Below are 22,835 nucleotides of genomic sequence, written 5' to 3' on the forward strand. Positions count from 1 at the left end.
ACAGCGCGCCATCGCGAGCAAGCTCGCTCCCTCATTTGGTTACAGCCAGTAAGTCACCGCATACCAGCCCAAGCCACCCATCACCACGGTGTAGGGCAAAGCCATCCAGACCATCCGGCCATAGGACAGGCGAATCAGCGGGGCGATCGCCGAGGTCAGCAGGAACAGGAAAGCAGCCTGGCCGTTGGGTGTGGCGACGCTCGGCAGGTTGGTGCCAGTGTTGATGGCCACCGCCAGGGTCTCCAAATGTTCACGACTCATTTGGCCGGAGACGAAGGCCTGCTTCACCTCGGTAATGTAGACGGTTGCCACGAATACGTTGTCGCTGATGGCTGACAGCAGGCCGTTGGCAATGAACAGCATGCCGGGCTGTTGATCGGCGGGCAGGGCCAGGACCCATTGGATCAGCGGCGTGAACAGATGCTGGTCGTGAATGACCGCCACCACTGCAAAGAACACCACCAGCAGGGCGGTGAAGGGCAAGGCCTCCTTGAATGCGTTGCCGAGCCGGTGCTCGTCGGTGATCCCAGTGAAGGCAGTAATCAACACGATGACCATCAGGCCAATCAGGCCGACTTCGGCAAGGTGCAGCGCCAGGCTCACGATCAGAATCAGCGCGGCGATACCCTGGACGATCAACGCCGCACGTTGCCGTGCGGTGCGTTCGCGGTTGTCCTGCTCGGCATAGTCGGCCAGGATGTTGCGTACGCTTTCTGGCAACAGCGTGCCGTAGCCAAACCAGCGCAGCTTTTCCAGCGCCAGGCAGGTCAGCAGCCCGGCTATCAGTACGGGCACCGAAACGGGCGCGACCTTCAAAAAGAACTCAACAAAGTGCCAGTCCAACTCATGGCCAATCAACAGGTTCTGCGGTTCGCCAACCAGGGTGCATACACCGCCCAGCGCCGTGCCGACGGCACCATGCATGAGCAGGCTGCGTAGAAACGCCCGAAACTGATTGAGATCTTGATGATGACTCGACGGCAGATCGTGGTCTTCATCGACATTGCTGTCCTTGCGCGGATCGTTGCCCGACGCCACACGGTGATACACCGCATAGAAGCCCACCGCGGCGCTGATGATCACCGCGGTGACGGTCAATGCGTCAAGGAACGCGGACAGGAATGCCGAGAGAAAGCAGAACATCAAGGACAGCATCGCCTTGGAGCGCACCCCCAAAAGCAGGCGCGAGAACAGGAACAGCAGCAGATCCTTCATGAAATAAATCCCCGCCACCATGAACATCAGCAGCAGGATCACCGGAAAGTTGTGAAGCAGTTCATCGTAGAGCATCTTGGGCGTGGTCAAACCCAGCGCAAGAGCCTCGATCACCAGCAGCCCACCCGGCATCAGCGGGTAGCATTTAAGGGCCATGGCGAGGGTGAAGATGAATTCCACAACCAGCATCCAACCGGTAACGACCGGGCCCAGGGTCCACAACACCACGGCATTGAGGATCAGGAAGATGATGATGCACGCCTTGTACCAGCGTGGGGAATGTCCCAGAAAGTTTTGCGCGAAAGCCTGAGCCATTGAACCGGACATCGGCTGCTCCTTTTATTTAGAAGCGCGCAACTTGCCGTAAGAAATGAGGAATATCAAGAGTAAGAATAGATACCGTTCACCCGCGACAATCCTACTCAGGCCCAATACCGCGCAACCACCGCCCGACAATGCCCCTGGAGCGAGTAGCCGCCCACCAGGATTCTGCCGTCAGCCTGCACCGCCAGGGAGGTGGCCGTGTCCAGGCTGTAGCCGAGTCGCGTGCGAACCCAGCCTTTGCCCTGGCCGAATGCCGGGTCGAGGCGGGTATCCGGCAGATGCCGGGCGAGCACGAAGTCGGCTTCGATACCGCCGATGGTGGCACCGGCCGTTACCAGCTTGCCATCCGGTTGAAGCTGGGCGGCGGTCCACTGGCTGGCGTTGTGCCCGATCGCCATGAGCTGGCACTGGCCCTGATTGCAGTGACGGTCCGGCTTGCCATCCGGGCGCACTTTCAGGGATAGGCTATGCATCGGATCGCGGCTGCTGCCAAACGCCAGCAGATCGCCGTTTGCATCCTGAACGATCTGGCTGACCATCGCGCTGTGACCCTGCGCCAGGATCGACAGGAATCCGTTTTCGCCGAAGCTGTCATCGAGCCTGCCGTCGCTGTCATATCGGGCGATCAAACCCTGCTGGGGCATGTCGATGGCGCCGCCGACGACAATATGGCCGTCAGCCTGGAGCATCAGGCAGCCGAGCCAGGTATTTTTCAACAAGCGTCGGACCATCGCGAAGCCGCGACCGTTGAACGAGGTATCCAGGGCTCCGTCCGGCTGGAGCCGGATCAGCACGCCGACATGGTCGGACAACTGGTAATGATGATTGGCAAGCAAGAGGATCCGGCCATCGGCCTGTACTTGCATGTCACAGGCTTCCAGACCTGGCACGCCTGGGGGCAGCCAGGGATCACGCAGGCCTTGGGAGAGATTGCCGCACAGCCGGATGATATGCCGGCCAGCGTTGCCGAGACTCTGGACGGCGCGGCCCTGCTGATCGAACAGCGCCAAGGCGGGAAGGGTGTGTTCGTTGCTTTCGTAGTGCAGGCCGGACAACAGGATATGCCCGTCGGCCAACTCGATCACCTTTCCCGCTGTCGCTTCGAAGCCGGGTTCAAATGCGTCGATCACGCTGCCGTGGGTGCCGAAGCCCGGGTCGGTCGAACCGTCCGGGTTGAGTCGCGCCAGCCCGAACCGGCTGCCATGGGATGTTTCGATCCTGGCCGCTACCAGGATTCGTCCGGCGCGGTCGAGGGTCAATCCGGTGATCAGGCTCGAGGTGCTGCCTTCGAAATGAACCCAGGCTTTGCCGTTGGCGGCAAAGCCTGGGTCAAGTTGCCCGGGGTGGGCCATGGTCTTGGGGAACTTGAGCGCGAACTGATTGAGCATGCCTGCCTCTCCTTGCGTGTCGACCGGCCCGAACGGACGATGACTGCATGAGGGCAACATTCAATCCCTGAATGTGACAATGCACAACTGTCAGCCCCTGCAGTTACAGGGGCGATGCGTGCCATAACAATGGCTTTGCAACCCAATGCCTAGCCTGCAATCGATAACAGGCGGTATCGACGTTTTATTCAGGCATCGACCAGGATTGCAAGGTATAGCCTTCCTGGCTCAATTCGGCACGGGCCTGTTTCAACAGATCGGCCAGTTGGACCGGGTCGGTATAGGCGCTGCTTGGAATTTGAGTGCGGCCAATATGGGTATTGGTACGGTCGATGACGGTCAGGCTAAGTTCACCGTTACCGTCTTGTGGAGCCCAGGCCACGCATTGGAAAGGACGGAATGCGCGGTCGGCAATCAAAAGAGCTTCGTTGATACGGAGCGGGGCGTTCATGGCGTTTTCTCTTAAGTGTGCCCAAACAATGATGTGCCGTCGGTTGGGCGTACCGTGCGGCTGGTTACTTGTACTGATGTCTCGAACCCGTAGGCGGGTCACACATTATTTAAATAAATTTCGATTTTCTTTCAGACCAGGCTTTTGGACTTTTGTTTGAAAGCTTCATGAAAGAAAAGCGCCTGTTACAACTAACGAAACGCTCGCTTATAACCACTTTTCCATGATGTCGATAATCAATTGATACAAGGGCGCGTCAAGTTCTTGCTACTGTTACATGCAGGTTTGCCAAACGACTGTTTCTAATCATATTTCCTTATTTTGGCGCCAAGGATCAGTCATGCTCGAAGCCAGTACGTTACGTCGTCTGCTCGTGGTTGATCCCTGCGACGATTGCCATCGCCTGTTGCCAGGATTGCGCGCCATTGGTTGGGATGTGGACAGTTGCGCCCTCGAACATGCCGGCGATCGGACCTGTGACGTCGGCCTGTTGCGTTTGCAGCCCTTTCACCTGGAGCGCCCGGAAGCGGTCAAGGAGTTGATCAGCCGTAGTGGCACCGAATGGATCGCCGTGCTCAGCCAGGAAGTGTTGCGCCTGCAAAATGTGGGCGATTTTGTCTGCGAGTGGTTTTTCGACTTCCATACCTTGCCTTTCGACGTGTCCAGGGTCCAAGTGACACTGGGCCGGGCGTTTGGCATGGCGCGCCTGCGAGGGCAGGGCTCGATCCACATCGATCAGCCCGAACATGAACTGCTGGGAGACAGCAAGCCGATTCGCGAACTGCGCAAGTTGTTGAGCAAGTTGGCGCCGGCCGAGTCGCCGGTATTGATTCGTGGCGAGAGCGGCACCGGCAAGGAGTTGGTGGCGCGCACCCTGCATTGTCAGTCACACCGGCGCAACAGGCCGTTCATCGCCATCAACTGCGGTGCGATTCCGGAGCACCTGATCCAGTCCGAGTTATTCGGCCATGAGAAGGGTGCGTTCACCGGCGCTCACCAACGCAAGATCGGACGGATCGAGGCGGCCCACGGTGGCACGCTGTTTCTCGATGAAATTGGCGACCTGCCGTTGGAGTTGCAGGCCAACTTGCTGCGTTTCCTGCAGGAAAAGCACATTGAGCGGGTCGGCGGCAGCCAGCCGATTGCGGTCGATGTGCGGATATTGGCGGCCACCCACGTGGACCTCGAGACGGCCATCGAGCACAAGCAATTTCGCGAGGACCTGTATTACCGCTTGAACGTGTTGCAAGTGGTGATGGCCCCGCTGCGCGAACGCCATGGGGACCTGGCGATGCTGGCCAGCCACTTTTCCCATTTCTACAGCCAGGAAACCGGCCGCCGTCCCCGCAGCTTCAGCGAAGATGCATTGGTGGCGATGGGCATGCACGACTGGCCCGGGAATGTGCGCGAGCTGGCCAACCGCGTCCGTCGCGGGTTGGTCCTGGCCGAAGGCCGGCAGATCGAAGCCCGGGACCTCGGCTTGGCCAGCCACCAAGGCGTCGCAGCGCCAATGGGCACGCTGGAGGACTACAAGACCCGTGCCGAGCGCCAGGCCTTGAGCGATGTGCTCAACCGTCACAGCGACAACCTGAGCGTGGCCGCCCGGGTGCTGGGGGTGTCGCGGCCGACGTTCTATCGGTTGCTGCACAAGCATCAGATTCGCTAGAGCGGCCTACATAATTCATTGTGGGAGCGGGCTTGCTCGCGAAGGCGGTGTGTCAGGTTGATCCATGTCACTGACACACCGCCTTCGCGAGCAAGCCCGCTCCCACAGTAGTTGTGCGGTGCCCTTGGAATATGTGCCCATCACATACCCAGAGGGCATCAGAAGTAATACGGGAATTTCAGGCTAAAGGTGAAATCTGGCGCATCGTCGGTCAGCCCGATGGACAGGTTGGGCACGATGGTCAGGTTGTCGGAAGCGGCGACGGTCATGCCGATGTTGAAGTAACCGGCGTTGGCGTCACTGGACGTCACTGACTCCCAATCGCCGCCGTCCTGTTTGAGCTTGCTTTTCTTCTGGATCAGGTCAGAGACCGAGAACGACATGCTCATCTTTTCGTTCAAGGCAAAGGCAATGCCCGCGCCGATCTGGAAGCTGTCGCCGATCCGCACCTTGCCCGGCACCTTCTGGTTGACCGTGGAGCTGATGTCGTCGAACGATTCTTCGAAGTTATGGGTGTAGGAAAGGCTGCCGAACAGGACGGCCGGATCGAAGGTCTTGACCAGCGAAAGCCCGGGCGTGATCGACCACACGCCGTTGCCGGTGGGCAGGTCCTCAGGCACGAACAGGTTGGTGTTGGCCTGGGATTGGCGCAGCTTGATGCCGAACGGGTCCTTGCCAGTGGGGGCCTTGACCCGCAGGGTGACCACCGCGTCCGGGGAGTCGATCGACTCATCCATGAACTTGTAGGCGATGCCGAAGTTGACGTCGCCGATGGTGGGGTCGCGGGTCACGGTTTCTTCGCTGGTGACCCCCGCCGCGCCGCTGTTCGCCCCGCCTGACTGGTACGTGGATTCGCGGTAGATCACCGGCACGTTGAGGTCGAACTGCCAGCGATTATCGAAGTTGTAGCGGCCGGTGAGGTCCAGCGTCCAGGTATCGGCCTTGATCCGATCGAGGTTGATGTTGCCCAGGAAAATCGAATCCAGGGCCAGGAAGCCGTTGAGGATCAGTTGTCGTGTGTCGTAGCGCGAATAGGTCACGCCGGTCTCGAAGCTGAACTTGCCCCCGCCAAAGAAGCCGCTGGCCTCGTCGTAGAGGTTGGAGACACTTTGGGCTGGCTGGGAATCATCGGCCAGGGATTGCCCATAGCCGCTGCCGCCCGCCGTTGCGGCACCACCGCCCGCCGTTGCGGCACCACCGCCGGCGGTCTGGTTGCCCTTCATGTCGGCCGGGGATTTGGCCAGCCGCTTGGGTTGTGGCGTGGCGGGTTGATCCTCGACCTGGCGAACCCGCTGTTCGAGCACCGCCAGGGCTTTTTGCTGGACCTCGTAACGTTGCTTGAGCTCGAGAAGCTCCTGTTTCAGCGCCTCGATTTCGGCATCCGGGGCCGCCTGCAACACGGCTGCCGGGAACAACGTGCTTAGACACATCACTGCGCGCAACGATACGGATCGATACATGAAATATGCCGTCCCTTTTTGCCCACTGGTCGGAAAACAGCGTAGTTCAATAACCGAGGTTACGGAGGCCGCGCAGTTGGGTCAGGTTGCAGTCCAATGCCCCGGCACTGGGTCCGTTGTTGTTCAGCACCACGTTGAGCTGCGTCATGTTGTTGACCAGATTGCTATTACCGAGCAGGCGGGTGTTCTGCAGCAAGCCTCCCTGGGCGACTTGTTGCAAGGTGCCACCCTGGTTGTGGCTGGCCTGGATCGCCATTTGCACGCCGTTGCCGGTGGCAGTGACCGCGACGCTGCCGGCGGCGTTGCTGCCGCTGATGGTCTGGCCCTTGGTCAGCAATTGGCCCTGGGAGGGGACGAGCGCGGGCGCCTGGCTGCTTTCCTTCACATTGATGTTGACGTTGTTGTAGGCGGTGTTGCCGTCGCCGGCGGCCCGCACGCTCTGGGTCACGCCCTGGCTCGTGCCAAGTCCGGCGCCACCGGTAATGTTGCCGCTGCCCTGTTCCGGGGCGCTGCCGTTACCGGTCTGCTTGATGGTGGAGACATAGAACTCGGGTTTGACGGTGGCGGTCTGGATCTGCATGGTGCTGGAGGCGCCGATCAGGTCGCCGCTGGCGTTGCGCCAGGTACTGCTCATGACGATGCCGAAGCTGATGACGCGGCCCGGCATGACATAACGACCGCGCAGCTCGGCAAGCTCCTGGTCCTTGACTTCGATAGGTTTGAAGCCGGCATGGGCATAGCCCGAGGCGGTCGCGAGCAGGCAGGCCAGCGACAGCCAGTGTGACGTTTTCATGTGCTGCTCCCGGAGCGTCCTGCTCCTTTTTGTACTTATTTGTTGGCAGTGGTCGGCGATTAGAAAAAGTCGCTCTGTATGAAACCGAAATCCATCAGTTCCGCATCCCTGACCGGGTTGAAACCGTCCAGCTTGTTACGGGCTGTCAGGGGTTGGGGAGGGCTGCGTAGCGCATTGGTCTTGTCATAGCCTGGGCCGACGATCGCGAAGACGATACCGTTCCAGCCTTTGACGAACTCATCGTGGGCGTAGCGCTTGTGGCCCAGCACCGGGTCGCCGATGTAGACCCATTGCTTGTCGGCCCGCTGCAACACCACGAAGTGCTTGTAGCCGCGTATTTCCATCAGGACCACCACCGGAATCGTCACCGCTTCGAGTTTCTCTGGCGGTATCCGGTAGCCTCGGGCGCGCATGCCGATAGTTTCCACGTAGCGCTTCATGTCCAGCATGGAAAACCCCTGGGTGCGGACCAGATCGTGGTCGGCATTGACCAGCATGCCTTTGATGACGTGCTCTTCATCGACGTCAAGCCAATAGGCCTGGCGCAACACCGTGGCCAGCGCGGCAGCACCGCAACTGAAATCGGTTTTCTGCTCGACGATGTCGGCGAACTTGCGCTCGCGCAGGCTTTGCACCGGTTTGTAGACCAGCATGCCGCCAGGCAGGGCGGCGACCGGTATCTGCGCCGCTTCGGCCATACAGGCCACGCAGAGCAGCAGGGAAACGGCAGTGACTCGCATGATCGGTACGCCTGATGAACATCCGGGAAAAAGCCCCCTGTGGGAGCGAGTCCGTGGTAGCAAAGCTTGCTCGCGATAGCGGTTTGCAGCCAACAGAGGCGTTTTATGTAACGACCTCATCGCTAACACGCTTTGCTCCCACAGACTCGCCCCTACAGCGGTACTTTTTTACATGCAAGCCTTGCAGCCGGCAGCAATGGACAGCGAGTTGCTCTGCTGGTTGCCCACGCCCGCCGACACGTTGGCACCGCCGTTACCGGAGAAGCCGTTCATGGAGTTGGTCATGGTGGCGTTGTTGATCACAGGGTTTTTCCAACCGTCGCGGGTCAGCACCTGCTGGGTGTTGCTGCCGGCCAGCTCGAAGGTCCCCACGGCGGAGAACTTGAACTTGTCGTCATCGTGACCGCCGCCGTTACCACCTCTGTTGCCCCATCCGCCATGGTCGTCATCTTCGACGGTGCCGGTGCCTTTGGCCTTGAAGGTGCCAGAAGCGGCGTAGGTGCTGGTGAGGGTGTCGGTTTTGTAGGTCCGCACGCCTTTGTTGTCGACTACAAGGCCGGTGGAGGACTGATTGGCCTCGGCAGAGGCTTGTGCGACACGACCACCCGATACAGCGATGGCTAGGTTGTTTTTCTGTTGGTTGAAGTTACCGGCGGTCACGTTGATGCCGATGTTGCCGGAGCCATTGTTGCCCGCATTGGTGAGGGAGGCGTTGTTGTGGGTGGAGTTGTTTTTTACATAGTTGTTAGTGTTGGTTTGTGTGGCGCTGGAGGCGGCGACAGCCGAGCCGAAGATGAAGCTTTCGTCAGCAGTAGCCAGCGCTGCGGCGTTATCTTGTTGGTTTCCGTCGCCGGCGGCGATGTTCGCCCCCATGTTACCGTTGCTGCCATTGAGGGAGTCGGTGGCTTCGGCGGTGTTTTTGGTGCCCTGGTTGAGCACCTCGTTGCCGTCGCTGTTCTGCTCATCCATCACGGTCGCCATCGCGCTGGCATTGATGGAAAGTTGCTCTTCCCACGTTGGGCCTTTGGGGCCATGGTCGCCATGACCATTGCCGTGCCCGTTGCCATGCCCGTTGCCGTATCCTCCAGCCTGTGCCGCCATTGCCATGACAGCGGCGAGAGCGAAAACCAATGGTTTGAGTGCCATTGTAGGTTTCATGGTGTTTCTCCTTGCGTGTCGTTGGTTAAGTGTCAGTACTTTCTTATGTAGCCTCCGGGTCAATCAGCGACTCGGATGCTCAGGGTGTTAGCCATGCGGTTTCCCACCCCGGCACTCTGGTTCACCTGGATTACCCCTCGGCTGCCGGTGAAGGCCTGGTCGCTGGTTACGACCTGGCGACTGCCGGTTGGGGCGCCAGTTGCTCCTGAGTTCGGTAGCAACGCCACGTTTTGTTGAGACAGGGCGCTGTCGTCCATGGCCTGCGGATGGGCACTGATGCCCACCCGCATGACATTGGCCATCTGGTTGTTGGCCCCGGCAGACTGGTTCACGCCCAGCACGCCGTTGCCGTTGGTAAAGGAGTGGCCGCCGATGCGGGCGGTGGCGTTCACGGAGGGGTTGGCCTGCGTGTCAACGCGTTGCTCCACGCGGGTGCTGGCCTGGGCGCGGCTGCCAATGGCGATGGCCCGGGTATTGGTTTGCTGGATCTGGTCGCCGGCCGCCTGGTTGACGTTGAAGTTGCCGGTGTAATGGCTGCCGGAATCCTGAAGGTTGGCGCTACTGATCACCGCAACACCCGAATCGGCAAATACGGTGAAAGAACTGAGCAGGGACAGCATGAGTAGGGCGAGCAGAAACAGGACCGGCTTCATGTCACTGGCCTCCGGCCAGCCGACCCAGCGGGGCCAGGCCTGAACTCAGCGAGCGGTTGATCGTGCCGGAGATCGCGCCGCCGCTACCGCCACCGTGACCGGCGTTCATGCCCGGCATGCCGTTGGGGTTGGTGACCACGTTCAGGCCCTGCACACCGGTATTGGGGGTGACGATGTTGCGGATCGACGAGCCGCTGGCCACGCTGGCAAACTCACCATCGCTCAGCTCGGTGCTGGTGGTCGCCTGGTTGATTCGTTCGGAGGGGTTGGCATTGACGGTGGTCGGGTAGGGGTCTTTGCCGCCGTTGCGACCGATTGCGATGGGTTGCACGTCACGACTGAGTACGATGACGCCGTTGCCCTCGGCTTGCACCGGCAGGCTGAGCGTTGCGCCGGCAGCGCAGCCGATCACTAGCAGACAGGTCAAACTTCTTTTGAAAGTCCCCACGGCATCGATTCCTTCTTCGGTGGGCTGGCCCTGGTCCAGCGTTGCGAAGTGGAGAAGAGCAGGTGTTGTGCCGGGTTTTTAAATACCTTTTGATTCAACGGGTTGGACTTTCGGGGAGGCTGCCGGGGAAGGCATCTGTTTCAGCGGTGAGACTCGAGTCATGATGACCAATGGGTCACTGACTGCGCCAGGGCTCTGGATCCAGGCTTTTGGGCGGGTGTTTCAGCGGCTTGACAATCTTGATGGCAATGACATGAAAACGGCATCAGGCGCGGCTTTGGCGCGGGCGCGATGTTTCAAGCGTGAAACAGATCACCTGTGTTCAGGCTTCATCAGTTGGGCCACGGCCGCAAACACTTGCTGTTGGCGTTGTGCCCAATTGCCGCGAATGACCTGGAAAGGTTGCCAATGTCGGTTCAGCCAAGCCTCGATTGCCTGGAAAAACGCCAGCCGTTCCTCCAGCTCGGGTTGGCAACGCAAACCGTCGCCGGTCCATTCGACCTGCTCGGGACTCAACAACAGGTGCAGGTCGTAATGGCGGGCCAGCAACGCCGGCTCAAGCCAGTCCGGGCAATCATTGAACAAGGTCTGGCTCCAGAGGATGTTGCTCAACAGGTGAGTGTCGAGGATCAACAGCGAAGGCCGGCGGGCACGTGCCTCGTCTTCCCAGGCCAATTGGCCGGCGGCGATGTCGGTGATGTCGGCCAGGCAGGTGTCGCGCTGGGTCTGCTCCATGAAATGGCGCACGTACTCATCCACCCGCACGCCACCCAAGTGCTCCTGCAACTGCGCCGCCAGCCAGCTCTTGCCGCTGGATTCCGGGCCGGTCAGGACCACCACCTTCATGCGCGCAGGGCCGGGTCGGCACGCCATTCCCGCCAACCTTGCACGGCCAGCAGGGTGAACAGGGCATAAAGCGCGGCAGTCAGGTGCAAGCCCTTGTAGATGAACAGGCCCACGAAGATCACGTCCAGGGCGATCCACAAGGGCCAGCATTGCACGCGCTTTTGCGCCATCCACCACTGGGCCACGAGGCTGAACCCCGTGAGCGCGGCGTCGAGCCAGGGCTGGGCGGCGTCGGTCCAGTGGGCCATGGCGGCTCCCAACAACAGGCTGCCCACCGCACTGATGGCCAGGCCGAGCAACACCGATGGCCCACCGAGGCGGCTGACCTGACGCCCATCATGATGGTCTCCGGCACGGGTCCATTGCCACCAACCGTAGAGTTGCAACACTGCGTAGACGATCTGCAGCAGCATGTCCGAGTACAGCTTCACCTCGAAAAAAATCCAGCTGTACAGCAACACCATGACCAGGCCGATCGGCCAGCACCAGGGGTTCTGCTTGACGGTCAACCAGACAGCGATCACGCCGAGGGCTGCGGCAAACAGTTCAAGCCCGGACATGGCGGTTCCTTGGGGTAAGAGGAGAGGGCGGCGATTGTAAACGCTATGGCGTGGAGAGCTCCAACACCAATGTTGAATGTGCTGCTGCTATCGCGAGCAAGGGGGGGCGGGGGAACACCAATCCAGAGATCAGCACAGAACCCCTGTGGGAGCGAGCTTGCTCGCGATGGCGGAGGATCAGCTTGCATCAGTGCTGAATGTGCTACCGCTATCGCGAGCAAGCTCGCTCCCACAGGGGGGCTACCTATCCTTAGACCCGGAACTGCTTGAGCAACCCATTCAACTGTTCACTCAACGCCTTGAGGCGGCTGCTTGCCAGGCTCGATTGCTCGGCGGCCAGGGCGGTGCTGTGGGACAGTCCGGCGGCCTGGGTGACGTTCTGGTTGATGTCTTCCACCACATGGGCCTGTTGCAGGGTGGCGCTGGCGATGGAGGCGTTCAGGCTGTTGAGGTTGCGCAGGGCCTGGCCAATGGCGTTGAGGCTCGCCCCGGCCAGGCCGGCCTGTTCGATGGTCAGTTGCGAGGCCCGGCTGCTGTCACTGATGACTTTCACGGCGGCTTCGGAGTGGGTCTGCAAGCGCTCGATCATCGACTGGATTTCAGCGGTGGACTTCTGCGTGCGCTGGGCCAGCAGTCGCACTTCATCGGCGACCACCGCAAAGCCCCGGCCTTGCTCACCGGCACGGGCCGCCTCGATCGCGGCGTTGAGGGCCAACAGGTTGGTTTGTTCGGCGATGGAACGAATCACCTCCAGCACGCTGCCGATCTGGGTGCTTTCACTCGCCAGGGTACGGATCACTTCCACCGCCTGGTCGATGGTCTGTGACAGACGGTCGATCTGCTGCAAGCTGCCGTCGATGTTGACCTGGCCTTGCTGGGCCTGGGATTCGGCATCACGCATCTCGCTGGCCGCGTGTTCGGCGTTCTTGGCCACGTCCTGCACGCCATAGGTCACTTCATTGATCGCGGTGGCCACCAGTTCCATTTGTTGGGACTGCTGTTGGCTGCGTTCCTGGGCTTGAGTCGCGTCGTTGCCCAATTCGCTGGAAGATTGCCCCAGTGCACTGGCCGAGTCCTGCAACTGGCTCACCACCTGGCGCAATTTGGCGGTAAAGGCGTTGAAGTGCCGGGCCAGTTGCGTGACTTCGTCCTGGCCGTGGGTATCGAGGGTGCGGGTCAGGTCGCTCTCGCCGCTGGCGATGTTGGCCATGGCGTTGACGGTTTCTTGAAGCGGGCGGACGATGCTGCGTACGATCAGGGTCAACAGCAGGCCCATGACCAGGGTGATCGCCAGGCCGATAAATGAGGCCTTGATCACTTGGGACTGGAATTCTGCCTCGACGTCGTCCACGTATACGCCGGAGCCGATGATCCAGCCCCAGGGTTCGAAAAGTTTGACGTAGGAGGTCTTGCCGACTGGCGCTTCGGCGCCCGGCTTGGGCCAGAGGTAGTCGATGATCCCTGCACCCTTGGCCTTGGCGATGGCGACCATCTCGTTGAACAGCGCAAAACCGTTCGGGTCGCGAATCGCCGAGAGGTTCTGGCCTTCAAGCTTCGGGTTGGTCGGGTGCATGACCATGACCGGCGTCAGGTCGTTGATCCAGAAGTAGTCGCTCTGGTCATAGCGCAGGCCTCGCACCACGCTGAGGGCTTGCTTCTGCGCCGCCTCGCGGGTCAGCGTCCCGGCGGTTTCCAGGCCATGGTAGTAGCTCAGCACGCCACTGGCGGTCTGCACCACATGCTGGGTCTTCTGCACCTTGGCCTGGTACAGGTCCGTGTGGATCTGCTTGAGCATAAAGGCGCCGAGGGTGAACAACATCACGACGGCCACGATCAGGATGAGCCACAAGCGTCGGCTGATCGACACACTGCGCAAGCTATTCATACGCTGTCACTCCGGTTTTTTATTCTTGTCATTAACGACGGCCGGCACTGTAGCGCCTGGCGGCTACCCCTGATTGACCTGGGTCATAACGCGGCAGCGTTATCAGGGCTTGTCTGATAGGATTTCGGCCCCGCAGCGCAAAACCTGAGCCTGTTCTGATTTTTCATTGGTTTTTTTTGAAAGGTCGCGGTTATCGTGCAGCCGCTGCGTGGACCTGCTTGACACTTGAATATTGATAAGACCTGCCTGAACAGCGTCTTTTTTGGGGGATGAATGGATTTGTGGACCGCCTTTTCGGCACTGATTCTTGGCGTAGTAGAAGGCTTGACGGAGTTTCTGCCGATTTCCAGCACGGGGCACCAGATCATCGTCGCCGACTTGCTTGAGTTCGGTGGCGAACGTTCGATGGCATTTAACATCATCATCCAGCTCGGCGCGATCCTCGCGGTGGTCTGGGAATTCCGGCGCAAGATCTTCGACGTGGTGCTGGGCTTGCCGACGCAACCCAGCGCCCGCCGCTTTACCGCCAACCTGCTGATCGCCTTCCTGCCCGCCGTGGTCTTGGGCGTGCTGTTCGCCGACTGGATCCACCACTACCTGTTCAACCCGATCACGGTGGCCACTGCGTTGGTGGTGGGCGGCCTGGTGATGCTCTGGGCCGAGAAGCGCCAGCACCAGGTGCACGCCGAGACGGTGGACGAGATCTCGTGGAAGGACGCGCTGAAGGTCGGCCTGGCCCAGTGCATTGCGATGATCCCGGGCACTTCCCGTTCCGGTGCCACTATCATTGGTGGCTTGCTGTTCGGCCTGTCGCGCAAGACCGCGACCGAGTTCTCGTTCTTCCTGGCAATGCCCACCATGGTTGGCGCGGCGGTCTACTCGGGCTACAAATACCGTGAGCTGTTCGTCCCGGCGGATTTTCCGGTGTTCGCCATTGGCTTCGTCACCGCGTTCATTTTCGCCATGATTGCGGTCAAGGCCCTGCTGCGATTCATCGCCAGCCATAGCTACGCGGTGTTCGCCTGGTATCGAATCGCCTTCGGCCTGTTGATCCTGGCAACCTGGCAGTTCGGCTGGGTGGACTGGACCGCCGCCAAGCCATGAACCCATCAGGCAATCGCAAGCACGCCGGGCGCAATGCTGAAGGCACCGTGCAGCATCTACGGCTCAAACTGATGGTGTTTGCGCTGCTCTGTGCCTTGCCGTTGTTCGGTTCGCTCCTGTTCGGGTTGCGGGCGGTATCGTGGGTGCCGATGGTGGCCTATGGCGTCGTCAGCGTGGTGGCATTCCTGCTGTATTGGAGCGACAAGCGCAAGGCGCGCGCCGACGCCTGGCGCACCCCGGAGAACGTGCTGCATGCGGTGGAGCTGGCCGGCGGTTGGCCTGGTGCCTTGCTGGCCCAGCAGCTGTTTCGCCACAAGACCCGCAAAGTGTCGTTCCAGGTCGTGTTCTGGTTCATCGTGCTGTTGCACCAGGTGTTCTGGATCGACCAGTTGTTCCTGGGCAGCTATCTGTCCTGAATGGCTAGAGCAACAAACCCACCTGGGTGCGCTTGGGCAATTTGCTGACCACCAATTGGTGTGAGCGTTGCAACAGGCCACGCAGCTCTTCGGCACCCAGCGGGTAGGGCACCTGCATGATGACCCACTGGGCCCGTGCCAGATAAGGCGCGGGGTGAATGCCCGGCCGGTCGCAGTGACCCAGGAACAGGTCCTTGTCGACCTTGAACGCCAACGAGTCGCCCCGCAGGCCCTGCAGGGCGAACATCTTGTTTCCGGCAATGGAAAACACCCGCACGCCACCCCATTTGTAGTCTTCCCTGGCACCGGGCAAGCCCAGGCAAAACCTCGCGACATCCTCTTCGCTCAACCTCATAGCGTTCTATCTCCACAGCCCTCGAAGGCTTCCACCAAATGATCGATCCAGGCGCGCACGGCCGGCAACATGCCGCGCCGATGCGGGTAGACCGCCTGGAGCCAGCCATCGGGCGATGACCATCCAGGCAAGAGTTCCACCAGTGTGCCGTCCTGCAATTCCTGCTCGCAATACATGCTCGGCAATAGAGTGAAGCCCAGGCCGGCGAGGGTACAGGCCCGGCGCACAATGAAGTCGTCGATGCCCAGGCGGGCCTCCAGGCTCAGTTCCACACGCTGCCCATCGGCGCTGACCAGGCGCAGGTGCACCTGGCGATCAGCTTCCAATGCTCCCAGCACCGGCAGTTGCTTGAGATCGTCCGGGGTTTCGATCCGCCGCCCTTCGACAAAGGCCGGGCTGGCGACCATCATCAGCCGCGCCTGGCGCAGGCGCCGGGTCATCAGCAAAGGGTCCTCGTCCCCCAGATCGCGCACGCGCAACGCCACATCGATGCCTTCGCTGACCAGGTCCACCCGCCGGTTGAGCAGGGTCATGTCCAGTTGCACCAGCGGGTATTTCACCAGGAAGGTTTCGATCACCACCGGCAGAAACTGGTGGGCCAGCCCTACCGGACTCGATACCCGCAATCGGCCGCGGGGTTCGCTGGACATGCTCGCCACCGCTTCGTCGGCCATCTCGGCCTCCAGCAACATGGCCTGGCAATGGCGCAGGTAACGTTCGCCGACCGCCGTCAGTTTCAGCTGGCGCGTGGTGCGCTGGAGCAATCGGGCGCCCAGGCGTTCTTCCAGCTCGGCGATACGCCGCGACAGTCGTGACTTGGGAATGCCCAGCAGGCGCCCGGCCGCCGCGAAACCGCCGGCTTCGACGACTTTGGCGAAGTAGTACAGATCGTTGAGGTCTTGCATGTCGAACTCGATTGTCCTGTCAGTGGGACAAACTATCGCATTTGTGCTGACTTATCGATCATTGGCTTCATCGGTAGGATTGTCGCCAATTGATCGCCCGGTTGCGGTCCTCACTTGGAGAGCACTCATATGAAACTGTTGCACATCGATTCGAGCATCCTCGGCGACAACTCCGCTTCCCGCCAATTGAGCCGTGAAGTGGTTGAAGCCTGGAAAGCTGCCGAGCCCGGCATCACCGTCACCTACCGTGACCTGGCTGCCGACGCTATCAGCCATTTTTCCGCCCAGACGCTGGTTGCCGCCGGCACCAGCGCCGAATTGCGCGACGCGGCCCTGAAGCACGAAGCCGACCTCAGCGCTTCGGCGATGGCCGAGTTCCTGGCCGCTGATGCGGTGGTCATCGCCGCGCCAATGTATAACTTCAGCATTCCGACCCAGCTCAAGGCCTGGATCGACCGCATTGCCGTCGCCGGCCAGACGTTCCGCTACACCGAAGCCGGTCCCGAAGGCCTGTGCGGTGGCAAGAAACTGGTGATCGTTTCCACTGCGGGCGGTTTGCATGCCGGCCAACCGAGCGGCGTAGGCCACGAGGATTATCTCAAGCTAATGTTCGGTTTCCTCGGCATCACCGATATCGAGTTCGTCCGTGCCGAAGGCCTGGCCTATGGTGACGACATGCGCACTAAAGCCATGAGCGAAGCCACCTTGCAGATCGGCCAGCAGTTCGCCGCTGCGTAAGGCCTGCGTAAAGACACCAAGCGCTTCGGGCAACCTTCGTAAAACCCTGTATTCTCGTCGTCATTGGATGGCCGGGATGCAGGGTTTTCCTGCATCCGGCGCCGAGGATTCTGGCGCAGGTTATGCACGGCCAAGACGGCGAGCGACGGGGCCTTCCCGGGCGCTGGTGAGGGTGGATATTCGATGACACGTTTCGGTGCAGCGCTGCTGCTTTGCTTGTTTGCCAGTTTCACTTCAGTGCAGGCCGCACCGGAGCTGCATCGACATTGGAGCGCCGGTTTCCATGCGCTGAGTTTTCTCGATCCGCTGGATCAGCAGCCGATGCACGCCATCGCGTTTTATCCGTCCACCGACCGCGAACAATCCAGTCTGCTGGGTGGCTACCGGATCGATGCCGCGCCAGACGCCCAGATCGCCATCGGCCGCTTTCCGCTGTTGATGCTGTCCCATGGCAATACCGGCACGCCGCTGGCCCTGCATGACTTGGCCACCTCCCTGGCGCGCAAGGGGTTTGTCGTGGTGGCGGTGATTCATCCCGGCGACAATGCCGAGGATCACAGCCGGCTTGGTACCCTGAGCAACTTGTACGGGCGCCCGATCCAGATTTCCGAAGCCATCACCGCAACGCTCAATGACTCGATGCTCTCGCCGTTCGTCAACGCGGGGCAGGTCGGGGTGATCGGCTATTCGGCCGGCGGCGAGACCGCACTGATCCTGTCCGGAGCGACGCCGAGCCTTGATCGCCTGCGTCGTTATTGCGTGGAGCGGCCGGACGATCGCGACGCCTGCAACACCCAGGGCGAACTGATCGCCGACCGCGATGACCTGCAACCGGTGGCCGATCCCCGGGTCCGGGCGTTGCTGCTGATGGCGCCGTTGAGCCTGAAATTCGGTCGTCATGCATTGGCCGATGTCCATGTGCCGGTGCTGCTGTACAGCGGCGATGGCGACAAACTCGTGGCGTTCGACAAGAACGCCGCCGCTTTGGCCCGCAAGCTGCCCACGGCTCCGGATTTCAAGACCCTGGCCGGCGCGGGGCATTTCGTCTTCCTGGCACCGTGCACCGACGAGCAGATCGCCGCCATGCCCGCGCTCTGCACCGATGCCGACGGCGTCGATCGCAAGGACATCCACCGCACCCTGATTTCCGAGGCCGGGCGCTTCTTCGGCGAGGCCTTGGGCAAGCCAACCCGGGCAGGAATGAAGACCGCCGATCAATAAGAGGCGTTTGTGGCTCGGTGACGTAGCAACAGGGTCAGGCCCAGGCCGGTAACCGATAGCAAGGCGGCACAGAAGAAGATCGACGAGTAGCCCAGGTTCAATGCCACCGCGCCCATCAGCGGACCGGCAATCGCCAGGGCCAGGTCAAAGAACACCGCGTAGGCGCTCAAGCCTGCGCCGCGGCTGGTGTTGGGCACTTGCTTGATGGCCTCGACCCCCAGCGCCGGATACACCAGCGACAACCCGAAGCCGGCCAGTCCGGCACCGACCAGGGCGAACGGCGTCGACGGCGCCAGCCAGAGCAATGCCAGCCCGAGGGTTTCGATGCTCATGCAGGCAATGGCCGAGTTGAAGCCACCGAAGCGAGCGATGCTGGAAATGAACAGTAACCGCGCGAGGATGAAGCAGATGCCGAAAACCGTCAGGCACCAGGCCGCGCCGGTCCAGCCGCGGCTGATGTAAAACAGTGTGATGAATGTGGTGAGCGTGCCGTAGCCGATCGACGCCAGGCTCAGGCCCGTTCCGTACGGCGCAATGCGCGCAAACACCGCCCAGAAAGGCAAGCGCTCGCCGCGAATGACCGGCACCGACGGTTTGTTGCGAATCATCAGCAGCGCAGCGCCCGCCAGCAACGACAGCGCAATGCCCAGGCTGGCGAACCCCAGTTCGCCGACCATCACCACCCCCAGTGGCGCGCCGATAGCGATGGCCCCGTACGAGGCAATGCCGTTCCAGGAAATCGAGCGGGCCGTGTGCTCCACGCCCACTTGGCCCATGCACCAACTGATGGTGCCCACGCCAATCAGCCCCTGGGCCACGCCGAGCAGCACACGGCCGGCGATCAGAATCAACAGGCTGGTCAGCGCAAAGCTTTGCAGCAAGGTCGAGAGCAGCGTCAGCACGCCGCTGAGCACAATCCCCGATAACCCGTAGACGATCGCTCGCTTGGTGCCGACGCTGTCCGACAACCGCCCGGCCATGGGACGGCTGAGCAGGGTCGCCAGGTACTGTGAACCGATGGTCAACCCGGCCACCACCGCGCTGAAGCCCAACTGCTCGTGGACATACCCGGGCAACACGGCTATCGGCAGGCCGATGCAGAGGAAGGCGATGAAGGTGTAGAAAACGATGGAGACGATCTGCAGGGTGATCGATAGGGAGCTTGGGGCAGAGGCGGGCGTGGGCATAAGGCTCGTTCGCGGGCGGCGGTAGGAGAGCCTCATCATGGCGCGAGGTGGGAATAAAAGAAAGCAGGCTAACTAAATGTGCTTGGGAAGCCGGATGTTCAAAGGTCGCCACAAATCCCCTGAGGGAACGAGCTTGCTCGCGATAGCGGGGTGTCAGTCATCAGGAATGTTGGCTGATCCAAAGTCATCGCGAGCAAGCTCGCTCCCACAATGGGCCTGTGCTGAACACAAGACTCATGGACACCCAAGATCCCCTGTGGGAGCGAGCTTGCTCGCGAAGGCGCACTGACACCCAACACCTTCATTGACTGTCACACCGCTGTCGCGAGCAAGCTCGCTCCCACTGGTTTTTACCCTTGCAATACAAAAAGCCCTGTCACAGTGGACAGGGCTTTGCTTTTGCAGCGCACAACCAAGGGCTGTCCTTAGAACACCACGCCCTGGCTACGCAGGTAGTCGTCATAGGTACCGCTGAAGTCGACGACGCCGTCGGCGCTCAGTTCGATGATGCGGGTGGCCAGGGACGATACGAACTCACGGTCATGGCTGACGAAGATCAGCGTGCCCGGGTAGTTTTCCAGCGCCAGGTTCAGTGCTTCGATGGATTCCATGTCCAAGTGGTTGGTCGGTTCGTCCATGACCAGTACGTTCGGCTTTTGGAGGATCAGCTTGCCGAACAGCATGCGGCCTTGCTCACCACCGGAAATGACCTTGACCGACTTGAGGATCTCATCGTTGGAAAACAGCATGCGGCCCAAGGTGCCACGGACCAGTTGTTCGCCACCCTGGGTCCACTGGCCCATCCAGTCGAACAGGTTGACGTCGTCTTCGAAGTCATGGGCATGGTCCTGGGCGTAGTAGCCCAGTTCCGCGGCGTCGGTCCATTTCACGGTACCGGCATCCGGTTCCAGTTCATTGACCAGGGTGCGCAGCAAGGTGGTCTTGCCGATACCGTTCGGGCCAATGATCGCCACGCGCTCACCGGCTTCGACGGTGAAGCTGAAGTCCTTGAACAGCGGCTTGCCGTCAAAGCCCTTGGCCATGCGTTCGACAATGACTGCCTGGCGGTGCAGTTTCTTGGTCTGCTCGAAGCGGATGAACGGGCTGACACGGCTCGACGGCTTGACCTCGGCCAGTTGGATCTTGTCGATCTGCTTGGCGCGGGAGGTGGCCTGCTTGGCTTTCGAGGCGTTGGCCGAGAAACGGCTGACGAACGACTGCAGTTCGGAAATCTGCGCTTTCTTCTTGGCGTTGTCCGACAGCAGTTGCTCGCGGGACTGGGTCGCCACGGTCATGTACTCGTCGTAGTTGCCCGGGAACAGGCGCAGCTCGCCGTAGTCCAGGTCCGCCATGTGGGTGCAGACACTGTTCAGGAAGTGACGGTCGTGGGAGATGATGATCATCAGGCTCGAACGCTGGGTCAGCACGTTTTCCAGCCAGCGGATGGTGTTGATATCCAGGTGGTTGGTCGGTTCGTCGAGCAGCAGCACTTCCGGGTCGGAGAACAGCGCCTGGGCCAGCAGTACGCGCAGCTTCCAGCCTGGCGACACTTCGCTCATCGGGCCGAAATGCTGCTCGATGCCAATCCCCAGGCCCAACAGCAGTTCGCCGGCGCGGGATTCGGCGGTGTAGCCGTCCATCTCGGCAAACTCGGTTTCCAGCTCGGCCACGGCCATGCCGTCTTCTTCGGTCATTTCCGGCAGCGAATAGATGCGATCGCGCTCGGCCTTGACCTTCCACAGCTCTTCGTGACCCATGATCACGGTGTCGATCACGGTGAATTCTTCGTAGGCGAACTGGTCCTGGCGAAGTTTACCCAGGCGCACGTTCGGCTCGAGCATGACCTGGCCGCCGGACGGCTCCAGGTCGCCGCCGAGGATTTTCATGAAGGTCGACTTGCCGCAACCGTTGGCGCCGATCAGACCGTAGCGGTTGCCCGCGCCGAATTTGACAGAGACGTTTTCGAACAGTGGCTTGGCGCCGAACTGCATCGTGATGTTAGCTGTAGAGATCAAAGGTTTATCCTGCGGAACATTCAGAGTAGCTAAGGGTGCGGCAGTACCTGTTCAGTACCTGTTTGCGCACGTCCCGACCGCGCAAAGGCGTTGCGGTCACAGGCGCAAGGGTCCATCCGGCATAAGAGGACAGCAGCATACGAAGCGCCTGGCCCGGGTAGACGTGCGCCGAAGCCGGGTTTCCGGTATCGGCCAAAGGGGGCGCGTGATAGTTGGCGGCGATTGTACTGATCTGGCTGGATAAACGATAGGGTATTGCCCCGGCAAGACCGTTTTTCACACTTTCTGGATAACTTTTGGTTACAAACTGTGGCTAAAATGCCATCTCACCCAATGCCATCTCCCTTGCCGCTTGGCTGGCCCGGAGACGCAACCTGTTCACTCCTGCATTGTGACGGACTTTCGTGAAGCTCATCATTGTCGCGATCTACCTCCTCTCCATTGGCCATGTTCACCTGCGCGGGCGCGTGCGGCATAAGATCGGGCGCCAGTTGAGCGATCATTCGTCTTTTCTTGCACCGATCAATTGCCTGCTTTATCTGTGCTCGAAACTGCCTAACCGGCCTTTCCTGAGCCCGGCGCAGTTCCCGGACCTCAGCCCGTTGCAGGCCCACTGGGAAGAGATTCGGGCCGAAGGCCAGAGCCTGCTGCGGGCGGGGGAGATCAAGCGTTCCCATCAATACGACGACGTGGGCTTCAACTCATTCTTCAAGACCGGCTGGAAGCGTTTCTACCTCAAGTGGTACGGCGACAGCCATCCCTCGGCCATGAAGCTGTGCCCACGCACCACCGAACTGGTGCAGGGCATCGGTTCGATCAAGGCGGCGATGTTTGCCGAGTTGCCGCCGGGGTCCAAGCTGGTCCGGCACCGCGATCCGTACGCCGGGTCCTATCGCTATCACTTGGGCCTGGAAACGCCCAACGATGCCGGCTGCTACATCAATGTCGATGGCGAGCCTTATCATTGGCGTGATGGCGAAGCAGTGATCTTCGATGAAACGTTCATTCATTACGCCGATAACACCACCGACCAGAACCGCATCATTCTGTTCTGCGACGTGGAGCGGCCCATGAAGTTTCGTTGGGCCACCGCGTTCAATCGCTGGTTCAGCCGTACCGTGATGGCGGCGGCCGGTGCGCCCAACGCCGAGGGTGACCGCACGGGCGGCCTGAACCGGGCGTTCTCCAGGCTCTACAAGATCCGGTTGCAAGGCAAGGCGCTGAAGAAGCGCAACCGCACACTGTATTACCTGCAGAAGTGGGCTTTTTTCGCAGGTTTACTGACGATCTTCGTCTGGATCTGAACG

Annotated in this window: 22 protein-coding genes; 6 read left to right on the forward strand and 16 right to left on the reverse strand. The window is 60.7% G+C overall.

What is annotated here, in order from left to right; all coding sequences use genetic code 11:
* Window positions 1-39: 39 nt before the first annotated feature.
* From nhaB to ACMTA2_RS16080, 3 genes are all read right to left on the reverse strand, one after another.
* Entirely contained in the window at window positions 40-1,542 is a 1,503-nt protein-coding gene (gene nhaB / locus ACMTA2_RS16070) for a sodium/proton antiporter NhaB (RefSeq protein ID WP_413790771.1), read from the reverse strand.
* 95 nt (window positions 1,543-1,637) lie between these two features.
* Window positions 1,638-2,927 (reverse strand): hypothetical protein, encoded by a 1,290-nt coding sequence (locus ACMTA2_RS16075; RefSeq protein ID WP_413790772.1) that lies wholly within the window; start codon window positions 2,925-2,927, stop codon window positions 1,638-1,640.
* 184 nt (window positions 2,928-3,111) lie between these two features.
* Complete coding sequence (locus tag ACMTA2_RS16080; protein ID WP_013693488.1) at window positions 3,112-3,378, reverse strand: hypothetical protein; 267 nt, start codon at window positions 3,376-3,378, stop codon at window positions 3,112-3,114.
* 340 nt (window positions 3,379-3,718) lie between these two features.
* On the opposite strand from ACMTA2_RS16080, the gene ACMTA2_RS16085 reads away from it, so the two are divergent.
* Window positions 3,719-5,044 carry a sigma-54 dependent transcriptional regulator gene (locus ACMTA2_RS16085; protein ID WP_413790773.1) on the forward strand — a complete coding sequence of 442 codons (1,326 nt, stop codon included), beginning with the start codon at window positions 3,719-3,721 and terminating at the stop codon, window positions 5,042-5,044.
* 158 nt (window positions 5,045-5,202) lie between these two features.
* Here the strand turns inward: ACMTA2_RS16085 and fapF are convergent, their stop codons facing one another.
* The 9 genes from fapF to ACMTA2_RS16130 form a co-directional block, all read right to left on the reverse strand.
* Window positions 5,203-6,504, reverse strand: a complete 1,302-nt coding sequence (gene fapF, locus ACMTA2_RS16090; protein ID WP_413790774.1) for a fibril amyloid transporter FapF — start codon at window positions 6,502-6,504, stop codon at window positions 5,203-5,205.
* A 46-nt stretch (window positions 6,505-6,550) separates the two neighbouring features.
* Complete coding sequence (gene fapE, locus ACMTA2_RS16095; RefSeq protein ID WP_413790775.1) at window positions 6,551-7,297, reverse strand: fibril amyloid subunit FapE; 747 nt, start codon at window positions 7,295-7,297, stop codon at window positions 6,551-6,553.
* Between the two features lie 59 nt (window positions 7,298-7,356).
* Window positions 7,357-8,037, reverse strand: coding sequence for a fibril amyloid maturation endopeptidase FapD (gene fapD, locus ACMTA2_RS16100; protein ID WP_413790776.1), 681 nt, complete (start codon window positions 8,035-8,037; stop codon window positions 7,357-7,359).
* 168 nt (window positions 8,038-8,205) lie between these two features.
* Window positions 8,206-9,195 (reverse strand): amyloid-like fimbrin subunit FapC, encoded by a 990-nt coding sequence (gene fapC, locus ACMTA2_RS16105; RefSeq protein WP_413790777.1) that lies wholly within the window; start codon window positions 9,193-9,195, stop codon window positions 8,206-8,208.
* A 59-nt stretch (window positions 9,196-9,254) separates the two neighbouring features.
* Window positions 9,255-9,848: a fibril amyloid subunit FapB gene (fapB, locus tag ACMTA2_RS16110; protein ID WP_413790778.1), complete on the reverse strand. Its 594-nt coding sequence runs from the start codon at window positions 9,846-9,848 to the stop codon at window positions 9,255-9,257.
* A 1-nt stretch (window position 9,849) separates the two neighbouring features.
* The gene (gene fapA / locus ACMTA2_RS16115; RefSeq protein WP_413790779.1) at window positions 9,850-10,296 is read right to left on the reverse strand and encodes a functional amyloid chaperone FapA; all 447 of its coding nucleotides are present in this window, start codon (window positions 10,294-10,296) and stop codon (window positions 9,850-9,852) included.
* Between the two features lie 312 nt (window positions 10,297-10,608).
* Window positions 10,609-11,142 carry an AAA family ATPase gene (locus tag ACMTA2_RS16120; RefSeq protein ID WP_413795666.1) on the reverse strand — a complete coding sequence of 178 codons (534 nt, stop codon included), beginning with the start codon at window positions 11,140-11,142 and terminating at the stop codon, window positions 10,609-10,611.
* Entirely contained in the window at window positions 11,139-11,702 is a 564-nt protein-coding gene (gene pnuC / locus ACMTA2_RS16125; protein WP_413790780.1) for a nicotinamide riboside transporter PnuC, read from the reverse strand. The genes ACMTA2_RS16120 and pnuC overlap by 4 nt, the downstream gene beginning before the upstream one ends.
* Window positions 11,703-11,952: 250 nt before the next feature.
* Window positions 11,953-13,587 (reverse strand): methyl-accepting chemotaxis protein, encoded by a 1,635-nt coding sequence (locus tag ACMTA2_RS16130; protein WP_413790781.1) that lies wholly within the window; start codon window positions 13,585-13,587, stop codon window positions 11,953-11,955.
* 273 nt (window positions 13,588-13,860) lie between these two features.
* Here ACMTA2_RS16130 and ACMTA2_RS16135 point away from each other — a divergent pair, with 273 nt between their 5' ends.
* Window positions 13,861-14,691 (forward strand): undecaprenyl-diphosphate phosphatase, encoded by an 831-nt coding sequence (locus ACMTA2_RS16135; protein WP_413790782.1) that lies wholly within the window; start codon window positions 13,861-13,863, stop codon window positions 14,689-14,691.
* The gene (locus ACMTA2_RS16140; protein ID WP_413790783.1) at window positions 14,688-15,107 is read left to right on the forward strand and encodes a DUF1294 domain-containing protein; all 420 of its coding nucleotides are present in this window, start codon (window positions 14,688-14,690) and stop codon (window positions 15,105-15,107) included. Before ACMTA2_RS16135 ends, ACMTA2_RS16140 begins: the two co-directional genes overlap by 4 nt.
* Before the next feature lie 4 nt (window positions 15,108-15,111).
* Here the strand turns inward: ACMTA2_RS16140 and ACMTA2_RS16145 are convergent, their stop codons facing one another.
* Window positions 15,112-15,462: an MmcQ/YjbR family DNA-binding protein gene (locus tag ACMTA2_RS16145; RefSeq protein WP_413790784.1), complete on the reverse strand. Its 351-nt coding sequence runs from the start codon at window positions 15,460-15,462 to the stop codon at window positions 15,112-15,114.
* Window positions 15,459-16,367, reverse strand: coding sequence for a LysR substrate-binding domain-containing protein (locus ACMTA2_RS16150; protein ID WP_413790785.1), 909 nt, complete (start codon window positions 16,365-16,367; stop codon window positions 15,459-15,461). The genes ACMTA2_RS16145 and ACMTA2_RS16150 overlap by 4 nt, the downstream gene beginning before the upstream one ends.
* A gap of 129 nt (window positions 16,368-16,496) precedes the next feature.
* Here ACMTA2_RS16150 and ACMTA2_RS16155 point away from each other — a divergent pair, with 129 nt between their 5' ends.
* Both ACMTA2_RS16155 and ACMTA2_RS16160 read left to right on the forward strand, forming a co-directional pair.
* Window positions 16,497-17,105 (forward strand): FMN-dependent NADH-azoreductase, encoded by a 609-nt coding sequence (locus ACMTA2_RS16155; RefSeq protein ID WP_207966547.1) that lies wholly within the window; start codon window positions 16,497-16,499, stop codon window positions 17,103-17,105.
* Window positions 17,106-17,288: 183 nt separating this feature from the next.
* Window positions 17,289-18,326: an alpha/beta hydrolase family protein gene (locus ACMTA2_RS16160; RefSeq protein WP_413790786.1), complete on the forward strand. Its 1,038-nt coding sequence runs from the start codon at window positions 17,289-17,291 to the stop codon at window positions 18,324-18,326.
* On the opposite strand, the gene ACMTA2_RS16165 is transcribed toward ACMTA2_RS16160, so the two are convergent.
* Both ACMTA2_RS16165 and ACMTA2_RS16170 read right to left on the reverse strand, forming a co-directional pair.
* Window positions 18,320-19,513: an MFS transporter gene (locus ACMTA2_RS16165; protein WP_413790787.1), complete on the reverse strand. Its 1,194-nt coding sequence runs from the start codon at window positions 19,511-19,513 to the stop codon at window positions 18,320-18,322. The genes ACMTA2_RS16160 and ACMTA2_RS16165 overlap by 7 nt on opposite strands.
* Window positions 19,514-19,938: 425 nt before the next feature.
* Window positions 19,939-21,528, reverse strand: a complete 1,590-nt coding sequence (locus tag ACMTA2_RS16170; protein WP_003181279.1) for an ABC-F family ATPase — start codon at window positions 21,526-21,528, stop codon at window positions 19,939-19,941.
* A 404-nt stretch (window positions 21,529-21,932) separates the two neighbouring features.
* Between ACMTA2_RS16170 and lpxO the strand changes: the two genes are divergently transcribed.
* Window positions 21,933-22,832, forward strand: a complete 900-nt coding sequence (gene lpxO, locus ACMTA2_RS16175; protein ID WP_413790788.1) for a lipid A hydroxylase LpxO — start codon at window positions 21,933-21,935, stop codon at window positions 22,830-22,832.
* The last annotated feature ends 3 nt before the right edge of the window (window positions 22,833-22,835 follow it).

The organism is Pseudomonas medicaginis (genome assembly GCF_965119365.1).
Taxonomy (GTDB): Bacteria; Pseudomonadota; Gammaproteobacteria; order Pseudomonadales; family Pseudomonadaceae; genus Aquipseudomonas.

Coding starts and splice junctions, on each gene's coding strand:
- ACMTA2_RS16145 (WP_413790784.1), bottom strand. CDS start 15,462: ATGAGGTTGAGCGAAGAGGATGTCGCGAGGTTTTGCCTGGGCTTGCCC.
- fapC (WP_413790777.1), bottom strand. CDS start 9,195: ATGAAACCTACAATGGCACTCAAACCATTGGTTTTCGCTCTCGCCGCT.
- ACMTA2_RS16140 (WP_413790783.1), top strand. CDS start 14,688: ATGAACCCATCAGGCAATCGCAAGCACGCCGGGCGCAATGCTGAAGGC.
- ACMTA2_RS16120 (WP_413795666.1), bottom strand. CDS start 11,142: ATGAAGGTGGTGGTCCTGACCGGCCCGGAATCCAGCGGCAAGAGCTGG.
- pnuC (WP_413790780.1), bottom strand. CDS start 11,702: ATGTCCGGGCTTGAACTGTTTGCCGCAGCCCTCGGCGTGATCGCTGTC.
- ACMTA2_RS16075 (WP_413790772.1), bottom strand. CDS start 2,927: ATGCTCAATCAGTTCGCGCTCAAGTTCCCCAAGACCATGGCCCACCCC.
- nhaB (WP_413790771.1), bottom strand. CDS start 1,542: ATGTCCGGTTCAATGGCTCAGGCTTTCGCGCAAAACTTTCTGGGACAT.
- ACMTA2_RS16160 (WP_413790786.1), top strand. CDS start 17,289: ATGACACGTTTCGGTGCAGCGCTGCTGCTTTGCTTGTTTGCCAGTTTC.
- ACMTA2_RS16130 (WP_413790781.1), bottom strand. CDS start 13,587: ATGAATAGCTTGCGCAGTGTGTCGATCAGCCGACGCTTGTGGCTCATC.
- ACMTA2_RS16155 (WP_207966547.1), top strand. CDS start 16,497: ATGAAACTGTTGCACATCGATTCGAGCATCCTCGGCGACAACTCCGCT.
- fapD (WP_413790776.1), bottom strand. CDS start 8,037: ATGCGAGTCACTGCCGTTTCCCTGCTGCTCTGCGTGGCCTGTATGGCC.
- ACMTA2_RS16135 (WP_413790782.1), top strand. CDS start 13,861: ATGGATTTGTGGACCGCCTTTTCGGCACTGATTCTTGGCGTAGTAGAA.
- fapB (WP_413790778.1), bottom strand. CDS start 9,848: ATGAAGCCGGTCCTGTTTCTGCTCGCCCTACTCATGCTGTCCCTGCTC.
- fapE (WP_413790775.1), bottom strand. CDS start 7,297: ATGAAAACGTCACACTGGCTGTCGCTGGCCTGCCTGCTCGCGACCGCC.
- ACMTA2_RS16165 (WP_413790787.1), bottom strand. CDS start 19,513: ATGCCCACGCCCGCCTCTGCCCCAAGCTCCCTATCGATCACCCTGCAG.
- ACMTA2_RS16150 (WP_413790785.1), bottom strand. CDS start 16,367: ATGCAAGACCTCAACGATCTGTACTACTTCGCCAAAGTCGTCGAAGCC.
- fapF (WP_413790774.1), bottom strand. CDS start 6,504: ATGTATCGATCCGTATCGTTGCGCGCAGTGATGTGTCTAAGCACGTTG.
- ACMTA2_RS16080 (WP_013693488.1), bottom strand. CDS start 3,378: ATGAACGCCCCGCTCCGTATCAACGAAGCTCTTTTGATTGCCGACCGC.
- ACMTA2_RS16085 (WP_413790773.1), top strand. CDS start 3,719: ATGCTCGAAGCCAGTACGTTACGTCGTCTGCTCGTGGTTGATCCCTGC.